General features: G+C 55.1%; 11 protein-coding genes. 6 read left to right on the top strand and 5 right to left on the bottom strand.

Going from position 1 to position 12,830, the window contains the following annotated elements; genetic code table 11:
* Positions 1-43: 43 nt before the first annotated feature.
* Positions 44-460, bottom strand: a complete 417-nt coding sequence (locus tag RISK_RS31390) for a hypothetical protein (RefSeq protein WP_150122504.1) — start codon at positions 458-460, stop codon at positions 44-46.
* Positions 461-1,370: 910 nt separating this feature from the next.
* Between RISK_RS31390 and RISK_RS06220 the strand changes: the two genes are divergently transcribed.
* The 4 genes from RISK_RS06220 (at position 1,371) to RISK_RS06205 (ending at position 4,466) form a co-directional block, all read left to right on the top strand.
* Positions 1,371-1,652 carry a hypothetical protein gene (locus tag RISK_RS06220; protein WP_160311405.1) on the top strand — a complete coding sequence of 94 codons (282 nt, stop codon included), beginning with the start codon at positions 1,371-1,373 and terminating at the stop codon, positions 1,650-1,652.
* 127 nt (positions 1,653-1,779) lie between these two features.
* A complete protein-coding gene (locus RISK_RS06215; RefSeq protein ID WP_150122502.1) occupies positions 1,780-2,910 on the top strand; it encodes a DUF1573 domain-containing protein in 1,131 nt (376 codons plus the stop codon).
* Positions 2,910-3,371 carry a hypothetical protein gene (locus RISK_RS06210; protein ID WP_047813405.1) on the top strand — a complete coding sequence of 154 codons (462 nt, stop codon included), beginning with the start codon at positions 2,910-2,912 and terminating at the stop codon, positions 3,369-3,371. Before RISK_RS06215 ends, RISK_RS06210 begins: the two co-directional genes overlap by 1 nt.
* A 186-nt stretch (positions 3,372-3,557) precedes the next feature.
* Positions 3,558-4,466, top strand: a complete 909-nt coding sequence (locus tag RISK_RS06205; protein WP_150122501.1) for a hypothetical protein — start codon at positions 3,558-3,560, stop codon at positions 4,464-4,466.
* 171 nt (positions 4,467-4,637) lie between these two features.
* Here RISK_RS06205 and RISK_RS06200 read toward each other — a convergent pair whose 3' ends face one another.
* Positions 4,638-4,844, bottom strand: coding sequence for a hypothetical protein (locus tag RISK_RS06200; protein ID WP_047813403.1), 207 nt, complete (start codon positions 4,842-4,844; stop codon positions 4,638-4,640).
* Positions 4,845-5,190: 346 nt separating this feature from the next.
* On the opposite strand from RISK_RS06200, the gene RISK_RS06190 reads away from it, so the two are divergent.
* Positions 5,191-6,261, top strand: coding sequence for a mannose-1-phosphate guanylyltransferase (locus RISK_RS06190; RefSeq protein ID WP_047813401.1), 1,071 nt, complete (start codon positions 5,191-5,193; stop codon positions 6,259-6,261).
* A 272-nt stretch (positions 6,262-6,533) separates the two neighbouring features.
* Here RISK_RS06190 and RISK_RS06185 read toward each other — a convergent pair whose 3' ends face one another.
* Entirely contained in the window at positions 6,534-6,965 is a 432-nt protein-coding gene (locus RISK_RS06185; RefSeq protein WP_053061077.1) for a response regulator, read from the bottom strand.
* A gap of 3 nt (positions 6,966-6,968) precedes the next feature.
* The gene (locus tag RISK_RS06180; RefSeq protein ID WP_160311404.1) at positions 6,969-8,303 is read right to left on the bottom strand and encodes a sensor histidine kinase; all 1,335 of its coding nucleotides are present in this window, start codon (positions 8,301-8,303) and stop codon (positions 6,969-6,971) included.
* A gap of 302 nt (positions 8,304-8,605) precedes the next feature.
* Here RISK_RS06180 and RISK_RS06175 point away from each other — a divergent pair, with 302 nt between their 5' ends.
* A complete protein-coding gene (locus RISK_RS06175) occupies positions 8,606-10,630 on the top strand; it encodes a hypothetical protein (protein ID WP_047813399.1) in 2,025 nt (674 codons plus the stop codon).
* A gap of 539 nt (positions 10,631-11,169) precedes the next feature.
* Here RISK_RS06175 and serA read toward each other — a convergent pair.
* Positions 11,170-12,792, bottom strand: coding sequence for a phosphoglycerate dehydrogenase (serA, locus tag RISK_RS06170; RefSeq protein ID WP_047813398.1), 1,623 nt, complete (start codon positions 12,790-12,792; stop codon positions 11,170-11,172).
* Between the last annotated feature and the right edge of the window lie 38 nt (positions 12,793-12,830).

The raw sequence follows: 12,830 nt of genomic DNA, 5'->3' as shown, positions 1-12,830 counted from the left end.
TATTGGAACGCTACCTTTTTCCTCTCCACACGCCTCTTTCCCGCTATTTTTCGCTCACATCACCCGGAGTCTGAAACGTATCAAGGACTGGCAAACCTTGTTCGAGTGGATCGGTTAGCTGAAAGAAGTCCGAAACTGAGTCAAGCATCGACAGCGATGTGAGCTTTGGATCGATCTCTTGGTTGATGGAAATCCAATGCAACTGCACGTTTGTCTTGGTTTTGAATATTCGAATTTGCTTCGCAAGTTCCTCACGCGGCAAACCCTCCATGGCCAATGGTAGTTCCGGTCTATTGTGCTCGAATGATGCTAGTATTGGAACAAAAATGCCGCTGTTCTGTTCCCACCCAAAAATCTCCTTCGCCCAGCACATTCGTGTCGTCTCCAGCAGCCGAAAACCATTTGCTGTAGCTGGGCAACAAAGTGTTTGGGTCAAATCGGAAACTGTAACCGATGCCATTCTCAAACATCATGCGAAACGACATTGCATCGGCTGACGTGAACTTGACCTCGGATGCCTGTTTCGCGAACAAGGTGTACGATTCGAAGCTGTTATCTTGCCACAATCGCCCCCGTCGAGAGTCAAGGCTGGGGAAAAGCATGATGCGAACATCAGGCAAATGAAGTTGATCGAAGACCTCTTCACGCTTCACTCCGGTTTCCTTCACAACCGAATTTCCTCTTGACCCGAGCCGCCGGACTGTGTCTTCATTCAGCACAAATCCTTCACGAAACGAGTCGACCTTCTCACCCGTCATGCTTATCCGTTGCCCGCGACTAGCGAACAGATAGCGTTCGCTGTCGGAATCAAACACGATCCTCTGGAACGTTGTGACAACTTCAGGCGTTTGAAACTGCGACTCTTTCGTGATGTCTGTTCGAATGAACAGATCGAACTGTTCGATCGCTTCAAAATTTGTCCTTGCCGCCGAAAAATAGGAATCCAAAACCTCTCGCGGAGTCTGGCACCTTGCTTCACTAGAAACCAGCCAGCAAGTGCAATAGATAACAACCAACATCTGCAGGGGCAGTGGTTTAACCATGCGTCAGATCTCCGTTTGAGGAATTAGCTTATAACGTAAGGACTTGTTTTTCGAGGGGCTTAAGCAGGTCGGCAGGAGTCTTTCGGCATTTGGGCTGTTTCGGTAATCGCCGTTGCTCCCACGTATAACCGGGGCTAACGCCCAAACGGCTCACATGATTATGCCCGATCATTCCTACTGACCTGCTTAGGAAGAGGAAGAGGTGTCGGACACCGGAAGAGGAAAAGGTGTCGGACACCGAATTGGCTGATTAGGCAAGGAGAAGGGGGGATTCTTCTTCGCTTGGGAAGACCGAAACGAGCCGGCGCGGCCGGCCACTGTGTTCACATGCTCAGCTACAATAACGGAGTGAGCGAAACACGGGCGTACAACAACGACAACACGCTGGCGAGCATCAGCTTCAGCGGCGCGTCGATCGGCAACCTCAGCTACGGCTGGGACGCCAACAAGAACAAGACCAGTGAGGGGATCACGGGAACGATGAGTGGTTGCGGGTTTGATGTCGAAACGAGCGGCTGCGACGTCAGCCAATTCGGTGTTCGACACCTTTTCCAGTCCCGGGATGATGAGCGGACGCTCATGCTTCCGCTCACCAATTTAAATCGGTGACTAACGTGCTGGACATTGTTTCGCAAACGCGATTGTTTTTGTTGACAGCGAGTTTTGAGCGGCGTAAAACTCTCTCGCCTTGATTGGTGGTTTGGTGACAGTCAGTTGGGACTAACGGAGCGGCGCGGTGAATACGAGGATTCGGATTGCGTTTCTTTTGGCTTTGGTTTCCTCATGTTGCATGGCGCAGGATCGGGCCAAGCACAAAACCCTTGCTGTTTCTCTTCGCCAGACGACGCCATTCAATGTACAAGCGGCATGTGACGTTGACCTGTCAATAGCCACTGACAATGTCGTGCGGCTGGAGTTGAGTAACGAGACTGGAGGGATAATCTACCTGGGTAATCCCGAGACTTCTTGCGGATGCGTAGGGGTAGAAACTGCGCAGTCGCAACTCCGTCCTGGAGAGTCTTGTGAAGTGGTTGTAAAGCTACGCCCGGACGGGAATTATGCGAAGCACGTTTGGGTCCAAAGAATTACATTCCCGCCCCCAAAAGGGAAGGAGGGTCGTACGGCTAGCCTTGTTATTAGTTCAAAGCTTCGGGGCCTGCTTGCTTTCAACCCAACGAGTCTGGTTCTCATTGCGTCTTCTTTAGAGTCTCAAGCAGACGAGCCAGTTAAAACCAGCTTCAAGGTTCTGTACAGCTCGCCTAATGATCCGGAAAACTTTGAGTTCAGCGGATCGCCGTGGATCAATCTCTTAGACATTGATCAGAAGAAGCCGTTAGAAGATGGCGTGGCCGAATATGTCGTGCAGGCCAAGTCAAGTGAAATCCCGATCGAGGGCACTCATGGACATCTTCAGATAAAAGATAAACGCACCGGAGACTTCCGTGTTTTGCGGTTGTCAATGGTCCGGCGGCCGCCAATTAGGATCGTTCCTTCAATCCTCGTTTTCCGAGAGTCGCGTGAGGCTGGAAAAATGGAGGCCTATGCTTTGCTGATTCGCGAGAGTTCCTCCGAGACGGATCGACAGGCGAAGTCTGAACAACAAATGCCCGGCAAACGCGAGCATTTCTCAAGTGAAACCCCGGTTCATTTCACAGCCACTATCGGACGACAATCTGTTGAGGCCAGAGTGCTGAGTGGGGCGGAGAGTTTCCGAAGAGTGCATCTCAGCATGAGCGTTCCGGATTCTGAGGAATTGCTTGTCGATGGAGCGAAGCCAGTGATGAATTGGCGTGCTTTGTGGGGTGATCTAAGCGTGAACGAACAATCTGATGTGTTGTTTCCTTCGATTCCAAAAGGGAGGATGTGATGGCTGTAAATTGTGGACTTGTGTTTTTGGCTGTGATCGCGTTGGCGACTTCGTCGTTCGTATCGGCGGAAGTCCCGTGTTACGGAATTGCATCGCTAGGATGTTGGGAAATACCAGGTAATGACTACGTGGCCTGTGGATACACGCCATGCGAGAACAATGCCTGTCCTGATGATACCGTGGAGGAGGGGCCTACGATGGAGTATTTCGAAGAAACCGTTTCGGAAGCGGAGTTCGACCCTTTTGTTGATGACTGTTTGTACGAAACGTTCACTACGAACAATCAGCATGTTTCATGTCACTATTCCATTGATTGCGACAAATGCAAGGCAAGTCATACCGCCAATAATTGTCATGCGGACATTAGCTACATCGACGATGGGAACAACATCTTCATCACATACAGCATGTCAAAGCTGGTGGATATTCAAGGGGATGAGTTTTGTGAAGAAATGTGGTGAGCGTTGGGGATTCTCTGAATGAGAAAACGCCAAGTCCTTTGGATGACCTGGGATTCGATCTTGGGTCATAGAGGACACTGTGACCCCTCCTTGCAATTCCCGTCGTAGTGAAAAGGTTTACCAGTGAAGCATCTCTTACTCTGCATGCTCGTTCTGCTGACTGTCGTAGGGGCACAAAGAACGCACTTGCATGCTGATCCTCCGGTTTTTTCTGATGGTGATGCAGGGGAGTTTGCTGCTTCGCTGCTTGAGGGACTGATCGTGAATAACCAGTCAATCAAGTCATACTCGGTAGCTTTCTCGCTCGAATATTCTGTCATGCCCCCAGGTCGCGTACAGGTTCGCAATGAGTTGGTCCGATGTGTGCGTGACGCTAACCTCGGACGCGCGCTTCTGGGGCGAATCGTAGTTGCAGATGTGATTGGTGCGGATGGCAAGATGGAAGCGTCTAAGTCAACACATGTCTTGCAAGTTGGCGGGCGTGGAGAAGCCATTGTCATTGATGGCGTTGGGAAGCGACGACTGGATCTGCCTCCCAATATTCCATTCAGTCGATCAGTAGGGATGCCGACTTTCCATTCCTTGGGGGTGGTTGGCTTTCCAGATTCCAGCTCCCTGCATAGATCGAATCATACTGCTTGGATAAAGCAGACCATAGCGGAGGACGGATTTGAAGCAAAACTCAGTGGTGACGATACGGCAACAGTTACTCGTGTTGTCGTACGTAATGGCCAGGAGACGCTAGCACACGCCTGGATATTCGACATCAAAAACATCGTTCCGCAAAGACACAGAGTCTTTTACTTCGATACCAACTTGAAAAAGCGGGTGCTAAAAGAGGAGGAAGTCTACACTTGGAGGGACTTTGAAGGAGTCCAGGTTCCGTTGACAATCAGATATCAGAACAAGCAAAAAGCACGGGCTCCGGAGTCGGGAGAATTGGAGGAGTACGTGGAACTCACAGACACGGATTTCCACTGGGATTCTGTTGGTGGGGATCTGGAAGAGCCCCAGACATCTCTAGAGCAATTCAAGACAATTGAATCGGTTGCAGAATGGATCCATGCTGGGTTTCCAAAGGGCAATGCAGATTGAGGGCTACTGGAAGGTGTAGCTATTGAGGAAGACAGGGGTTTGGCACGAGGAATTCTGGTGGTACTGAATGGACGCGATCAAAGGTGTCGGACACCGAATAACCAGTAGGTGCACAGGGAATGAGGGGCAAGCGGTAGCCGAGAGGCTGCCGAGTTTCGTTGGCGAGACGTCTCAGCCAGCTCGCACCTTTCGCGAATCGGGTACGGCGGCGACCGTGCCAGCAACCGAACCTGGCGTGAGAACCCGTCGGATCCCAACCGCCAACACGACTGGTTGTACCCTTGCGATGGCCTGGACCGCTGGCAGAAAGTCGTGCCCTTGCAGCATCATCAGATCAATGTCGTTGATGTTCTCGCCACCACGGAAACAATGAGCCACGCCGTCTTGCAGAAATGAGTTGTGAGCATGGGATCGAGCCCGAGGAAATCGAAATGGATTTCGCTCTGCAACATCCGTACGTTTTGGGGGCTTTGGATGCTCTCTCCGAGAAGTCCTGCTCCCGTTGTGCTTTGGAAGGCTCGGTGAATTCGCTTCAATGCGTTTGCGATGGAAGTGACTGTCCGGATTGGGCATGATTCAAATGGGATTCATGCCAAAATTGCGAGAAGAAACCGGTGGGAAGTGGCAGGAGGCTGCTGTCGAAGCAGCGAATCAGGTAAAACGGGCGAGCGACGGCCAGTTCGCTGGATGACTTACACCTTGGACTTCAACACGGAACTCGATCATGCTTCACGCGATCATCATGGCAGGTGGCAGCGGAACTCGTTTTTGGCCTGCTTCTCGCAAGGCCAAACCAAAACAACTGCTTTCATTGGCGGGCGATCGCACGATGATCCAAGCCACGCGGGATCGGCTCAGTTCGGTGATTCCGGCGGAGCGAACGCATGTGTTGACTTCGGTCGCGTTGGTGGAGCCGATTGCGGAACAACTGCCCGAGCTTCGCCGCGAAACGATCGTGGGCGAGCCATGTCGACGTGACACCGCACCGTGTGTTGGACTGGCAGCTGCCCTGGTGGCTCACGAGGACCCTGACGCAGTCATGCTGGTCTGCCCCTCGGACCATGTGATTTTGCAACACGACAAGTTCGCCGAAGGCGTGCGTCGTGGCGAGGCGATCTTGGCCGAGCATCCCGATGCGATTGTGACCTTTGGGATCAAGCCGTCTTATCCCGCGGAGTCGTTTGGCTACATCCAACGCGGCGAAGTGATCGACGGCCACGAAGCTTGTCAGGTCAAGACATTTCGCGAAAAGCCGGATGCGGAGACGGCGAAACAGTATCTGGCCGAAGGCACTTTTTCTTGGAACAGCGGAATCTTCCTCTGGCGAGCTCAGACGATTTTGGATGCGCTCAAGCAGCACGAGCCCGAAATGTACTCGCACATCGAGACGATTTCCAAGGCCATCGGCACCGACAACTACGACGAGGTGCTGCAGAAAGAATTCGCGGCGATCGAAGGCAAATCGATCGACTACGCGGTGATGGAACGGCACTCGCCAGTCGTGGTCATCGAGGCCCCGTTTGATTGGGACGATGTGGGAAGCTGGCAAGCGGTTTCTCGCTTGCATCCGGCGGATGAATTCGGCAACGCAGTGGTGGGAACGCATGTGAGCGTGGACTCGACCGGTTGCATCATCCATGGGACGCCCGGCCACACGATTGCCACCATTGATGTGCACGATCTGATTGTGGTGCAGACTCCCGATGCGACCCTGGTGGCTCCCAAATCTTCGGAAGAACGCGTCCGAGAAATCGTCGCTGCCTTGCAGAATGGCGGGGCGGAAGAGCTCACCTAAGGAATCGTTCGGAATCAAGTTCGGCTGTAGCGGAGCGGCGTGAGCCGCACGGTGTGTCACCGGAGGGCTCGCGCCCTTCCGCTACTTTTGAATCCCGAAGTTGTTTCCGAATGGTTCCTCAACAGATCGACAGGAGTCTTTCGGCTTCGATCTGTTTTCATCCCGGTAGGGATTTCAGACGGTAGCCGGTGGTCGCTGCAACGCAGCAGACCACCGGAAAACGAGGGCACCCCAAACACTCCGCTTCCCGCCGTGGCCGAGGGACGTCGATTTTATGACTGACGTTCTTCGAGGCGTCCTTCTCCCAGGACCTGAACCGTGGAGGCTCGGACGGCTTCGTGAATTTGTTTGATGTGCTGGATATGATCCCCGGTGAGCGGCTTGACGAGGTAGTCCTTTACAAACGGGTACCGCATGGCTGGGTCACGGTCACGTGGATCTTCTGAGCTTGTGAGCATCGCAACGACCGGCAGGTTGCCGGGGTCCGTTTGGGAATACTCCTGCAAGAATTCGTGACCGTTCATCCGGGGCATGTTGATGTCAACCAGAATCACATCTGGTTTCGTCTCACCGTCTCGCAGGATTGCCAATGCCTCCAAACCATCGAAGGCGGTGGTGAGATCGACGGCTTCCCCGGCGCGTTTGAAGGCCATCTGGCAGAGGTAGTGGAACGCTTCATCGTCTTCGATGAGGAGGATTCGCACTGATCAGGCTCCCAGGCTGGGGAAATGGATTGTGAATCGGGATCCGTCTGTTGTTGGACGGTAACCGACCGATCCGTCGATCGAATCGACGTTTTTAGACACCAGATACAAGCCCAGTCCGCTTCCAGATGAGACGTGGGGGTGAAAGCGTTTGAACATCCCGAAAATCTGGTCGTTGAATTTGGGATCAATTCCCAGGCCGTTGTCGCAAATCGACAATTCAAAATCATTCTTGGCGGTTATCACTTCAATCGTGATTCGGGAGGTCTGTTTGTTGATGTCTCGATATTTGACGGCATTGCTAACCAGGTTCTCGATCGATTGTTTCAGGGGCACCCGTTTGGTTTGCACTTGAAGCTGTTCATCGCAAATGACTTGAAAGTCAATCACGTCACCACCGGGCAAATCACGGCTGTGTTGCACCGCCTCTTCGATGATGGAGCGGAGGGGAACGGTCTCAACGAGAGGGTCTGTCATGCTTTGTTTGACCAGGCTAACGATATCTTGAATCGTGTGGGACAGTTTCGTCAACGAAGTTTCAGCTCGGCGCATGGCTTCCTTGGCCTCTTGCGGATCATCTTCGTCGAGCAGCTTGATCGCGAGTTGCGAAAGGCAGCGTGATGACACCACTGGCGAACGAAGGTCGTGCGACATTCGGTAGGTGAACTCGATCAGTTCCGCGTTTGATTTTTCGAGGTATTCCAGGTTGTGGGTGACCAGTGCGACGGTGGGTTGGAATACGAACCAAACCAAGGCGAACAGGGTGCCCAATGAAATCAGGGTGAGGACTGCCTTGTAGGTTCCAAACGCCTGGATCCGGTTCTCTGCATCGGACTGGTGCTCCGTGACCACTTGATCCAGCAAGCCCAGCATTGGGCCATCGAAGGCGACGCGAGCCAGGTGATCCGTGACGTTTCGATTGCTCGTTGCAAGTGCTTCTTCAGCGCTGCGAAGGTAGTCTTTTATTTGGGAGTCGAGTCGACCTTCGCCCAGGTAAATCGCATTGCGTCCGGGCGAGGTCTGGACATCTTGGAGCAGGAACTCATGCGACTGCCGCATCAATTGAATCGAATCGCTCAGTTCCGTTCGGCAGCTTGCCTCAAATCGAGGGGAATCTGAAAGCAGCAGGGCGCGAGACGCCAGTGCAATGCGTTGAGACAGCATCCGTTGTCGACCGCTGACGTTGACCAGGAACGCATCTTCGTCCGCTTTCCGAATTTGTTCGGATTCGCAGATGAATGCGAGGATGATCGTCGCGAAAATGATGCCGATCGCGATGCCAAAACGCTTGATGAGAATCTGCCGCATTCTCAGGGCGTTGATTTGCTTGGTTGTCATGTTTTGCCCCAGGACGTGCTCTGCCGATCCAACCATAGCACACAAAAACACCAATCCATGGAGGGGTGTGAGGCAAGTCCTTTGGAGAGAGTCCAGGGGTGAAGAAGGCTGTATCGATTGGGGAGATCACACCGGCAAGGCAGCTGGAGGCGGCTCTGCCTGATGTCTCGCGATTGGGCTTGTCGCGAGAGGCCAAATCTCGCTATCGATCGGTGTGATGCCCTGGTTTCAGGTGCATCGCCGTCGGCAGGCTGGTCTGTGGACGGTACCTCCCGGTTTTCCGCGTCACACGCAGTGTTTTGATGAACGAACACACCGCCACCTCTCCGTCGCACGAAGGGACGCTGTCGTCTCTGGCCATGAAGCTCCTCTGGGGCGGTCTGGCTTGTCTCACGACCTTCGTCGGTTCTGCGGACGGCCAAGACACCTCTGCCAACACGGTCAACCAGCCCTACTTGGTGTTTGTGTCCGATACAGAGGCGCATCTTCGTTGTGGGCCGTCGGGCGAATACTACAAAACTGATCCTGTTCGGCACGGGCAAGAACTCGAAGTTTACGTTGAAACCAGCGACGGTTGGTTGGGCGTACGCCCGGTCGAAGAAAGCTTTTGTTGGGTCGCCGCGGATGCGGTCAAACTGAAACAAGGAAGCAACTCAAAGCAATCATCCGGGGCGGATGTGCTGGGGACGGCAACCGTCACCGAAGATAAAACGGTTGCTTGGATTGGAACCAATCTCGGACGAGCCCGCCGCTATCGATGGCAGGTTCAACTGGGCGAGGGCGAAGAGGTCACCATCGTTGGCAGCAGCCAACGCGAAGGCCCCGATGGACCGCAAACCTGGTATCGCATTGTGCCTCCTTCCGGCGAGTTTCGTTGGATTCACCAGGACCAAACGGCTGCCACGGCGGAAGCGTTGGTCGCGAGTCTGAAACGACCGGAGCCGGCCCAGCACATGTTCATTCCTGATGGCAACACCGAACCCGCACCAGCCGGGGAGCAACCGCGCATTGCCATGTCGCAATTCGAAGCGGACGTGGCCGACGAAGAGTGGGAATCGAGGACCGGCTCTCAATCTCCAACCGAAAGTCTGGAACGCTCTCACCCTCGCCGTGAATTGGCGGATCGTGTGGCTCGGTTGAGCCGCGGTGAAGAACAGGCTCATCCTGGCGCAGAAGTGGCTGCCAAGGCGGATCATCATCCTCGTAGCCTTTCAGATCGGATTGCTCGCGGCTTGGAATCACTGGTCGGTGGAGGCTCCAAAGACGTGGCTGACTTGGAACCTGTCACTCAATCGAGTCGTCGCATCCCTGATTTGGTACCGATCGAAGATCACCGGGTCGCCGGCGCAGGCTCAATGTCGCAAGCCATCGCCATGGTGGGTCATGAAGAACCAGTCCGCAGTGATGTCGTTGGCAGTGGTGTTGCTGCCAATCCGGGACCCACTGCTTCTCAATCAGCTGCAAACCTCGCTGCGTTACCATCGCTCGCTTCATCCACCCCTCCTGCCGAATCGAGCATGCGTGATTCACGAATGACGATCACGTCGCGTCCCCGGATGGTTGACGGAAACGGGGCCCTTGCAATGACCGGTGGGGGATGGGATCAAACATCGCCTTCGGGAATCCAGCAGGTCTCGGCAACGTTTCCTGCGGCGCCTCCAAAGTTACGAACCATCGCAGCGGCTCAAATCGAACAGGTCCAACGAGATGTCGCTCAAGCCGATGTGAGCATGTTGCCGGTTCTGTTTTCCAAGCTGATGGCGCGAGGAGCATCGGCACCTGAGGTGGCACTGGTAGCCGAAGCCGCTGAGCGATTGCAGTTGCATGCCTTGGCGACTCGTTGCCGCGAATATCAGGTGGTTGCTCAACGACGTGATGGGGAGACCGTCGTGCAGACGATGTCGCTTCCCACGCCGATGACACCCGTTCTCTCGATTCCTTCGCCAGTCACACCGATTTCCTCCATGGCGACCGCAGCGGCGGGAGTCAATGGTAGCCTGTCAGGTGCGGCGACGAATCCAATTCCGTCTCCGCAGCTGCCTCAAGAGATTGCAACGGTTTCCCATGAAGTGCCCCATGCGGCACCCGTTGCCTTGCCGGTTCACGAAGGAACGCTGGTGGAGGTTTACTCCGCCGATCCAAGTCGTCCCCCGTACGCCATCACGGACCGTGGCGGCCGAACGTTGGCCTATCTGACGCCAGCGCCCGGTGTCGATGTGCATTCGCACTTGGGAGCCACCATTCGAGTGACGGGCGAAAGTGGATATCTGAAGGGGATCGACACGCCTCACGTGTTGGCCACCTCCGCCGCTCGAATTGTTCGCTGAGCACACGAGTGGCAACCGAATCAAAACGAAAGCAGGCACGGTGAAAATCACCGTGCCTTGTTTCGTTTGGTCCATGACGGTTTAAACGCTCAAGCAGGTAGGCAGGAGTCGTTCGGCATTTGAAATGTCTAGGCAAACGCCGCTGCTCCCACGCAAAACCGGGGCGAACGCTGGGCTGTTCAAAATTTTGTGTTGATGGCTTCTTTTAAACGTCTGTTTCTATTCCGACTTCTGTCTTTCTTCATCCCGGTAGGGATGTCAGATGGTAGCCGGGGGTTGCTGCGTAGCAGCGTACCCCCGGAAAGCGAGCTTCCTAAAAACACTCTCCATCCCGCCGTTGTCGATGGCCACGGCGGGATGGAGAGTGGCGGCGTGGGGTTTGCATGTCCGTCGGTAGCGCTATCGCTTACCGACGGCTACCATCTTGCATCCCTACCGGGATGAAAACTTGCGCAAATGAATGGACACTCCCCCCAAACGTTCAGCAGTCCAGGCCAACGCCCAAACGGCTCACATGATTCTGCCCCCAGCATTCCTGCTTAGCTGAGCCAGCTGGGCAGTTGGCCGGCCTTGGGCATGTCGATGACTTGGCATTCCGTGATCGCGTCAATCGCGAGCAAGTCGTCGAGTGCCGCTGCGGGCACGTCGCCGTCCAGGCTGAGCACGCCAATGGCAGCACCACCGGGGGCATCGCCTTCGCGTCCGACTGCCATTTGGGCGATGTTGACGCCATGACTGCCGAACGTCATGCCGACGCGACCGATGATCCCTGGGACATCCTTGTGGACGAACACCAGCAGTTTGCCGTCCAAGAACGATTCGAGGCGGTACCCGTTGACCAAGATCAAACGCGGCATTTCGTGGCCGAGGATCGCGGCACCGGCTTGGACGGTTTTGCCGTTGCCGCTGACTTCCGCGGTGATGCTGCTGGTGAACGCGCCTTTGTCGCCAACGCGTTCGCAGGTCAGTTCGATGCCACGCTCGCGAAGCAACATTTCCGAGTTGATCACGTTGGCGTCTTCGACCACACGTTCGAGCAATCCAGCGCAGAATGCATTGTTGAGAACTCGCGTGTCTTTGCTGGAGACTTCGCCGCGGAACGTCAGGCGAGCGTGGTCGATGCCACCGCCGTGCAGTTGGCTGAGGAACAATCCCAAGCGGTGAGCCACGTTGAGGTGACCACGAAGCTCGGCCAATGTCTTGGGGTCCAGCGAAGCCACGTTGACGCTGTGGCGGATCTCACCGGTGCGGAGATAGTTCAGCAGCAGGTGAATGCCTTCCACGGCAACTTGCGTCTGGGCTTCTTCGGTGCTGGCACCCAAGTGTGGTGTGCAGACGACGCCGGGCATTCCGAACAGCGGGCTGTCTGTGCAGGGTTCGTTTTCGTAGACGTCGAGCGCGACCCCACCGAGCTGGCCCGATTTCAAGCCTTCGACCATTGCTTCGGCATCGTAGATGCCACCGCGAGCGACGTTGATGATTCGCAGGCCCGGTTTGACCTTTTCAAGTTGCTCCATGCCGATCAGGCCGCGAGTTTCGGGCGTCAGCGGCGTGTGGACGGTCAAGTAATCGATTTGCGGAAGCATTTCGTCGACCGTTCCGACGCGGCGAACCTTCAACGATTCGGCTTGGTCGTCCGTCAGGAAGGGATCGAAAGCGACCACGTCCATGTCAAACGATTGAGCACGCGAGGCAACTTCGCGACCGATGCGGCCCATGCCGACGATGCCCAGGGTTTTGCCGGCGACCTGGGTGCCCATGAATTTCTTGCGGTCCCAACGGCCTTCGACCAGGCTTTGGTTGGCCGCGGCAATGTTGCGGCTCATGGCGAGCAGCATGGCGAAGGTGTGTTCGGCGGTGCTGACGGTGTTGCCGGCGGGCGTGTTCATCACCACGATTCCGCGCCGCGTCGCGGCTGGTTTATCGATGTTGTCGGTTCCGACGCCAGCGCGAACCAAGGCTCGCAGACGCGTGTTGCCTTCCAGTGATTCCGGTGTGATGGTCACGCCACTGCGAAGGATTGCCGCATCGAACTCGTTGAGCGACTGGCGAAGTTCTTCGCCTTTGAGTTTGGTGCGAACTTCGTATTCGATGCCCTCGGTGGCTTCGAGCAAGTCGATGCCTTCTTGGGCGATATCATCCAGAACGAGAATGCGATGCATGGTGGGGATTGAGATTGAAGGTTGGGGATGGATGGTTC

This window comes from Rhodopirellula islandica (assembly GCF_001027925.1).
Lineage (GTDB): Bacteria > Planctomycetota > Planctomycetia > Pirellulales > Pirellulaceae > Rhodopirellula > Rhodopirellula islandica.
Note: the sequence above shows the minus strand (reverse complement) of the source record. Positions and strands in the feature narration are given on the sequence as shown.

Excerpts from the sequence above, each read along its gene's own strand:
- RISK_RS31390 (WP_150122504.1), bottom strand. The coding sequence starts at position 460 with ATGGCATCGGTTACAGTTTCCGATTTGACCCAAACACTTTGTTGCCCA.
- RISK_RS06220 (WP_160311405.1), top strand. The coding sequence starts at position 1,371 with ATGCTCAGCTACAATAACGGAGTGAGCGAAACACGGGCGTACAACAAC.
- RISK_RS06210 (WP_047813405.1), top strand. The coding sequence starts at position 2,910 with ATGGCTGTAAATTGTGGACTTGTGTTTTTGGCTGTGATCGCGTTGGCG.
- RISK_RS06190 (WP_047813401.1), top strand. The coding sequence starts at position 5,191 with ATGCTTCACGCGATCATCATGGCAGGTGGCAGCGGAACTCGTTTTTGG.
- RISK_RS06180 (WP_160311404.1), bottom strand. The coding sequence starts at position 8,303 with ATGACAACCAAGCAAATCAACGCCCTGAGAATGCGGCAGATTCTCATC.
- RISK_RS06175 (WP_047813399.1), top strand. The coding sequence starts at position 8,606 with ATGAACGAACACACCGCCACCTCTCCGTCGCACGAAGGGACGCTGTCG.
- serA (WP_047813398.1), bottom strand. The coding sequence starts at position 12,792 with ATGCATCGCATTCTCGTTCTGGATGATATCGCCCAAGAAGGCATCGAC.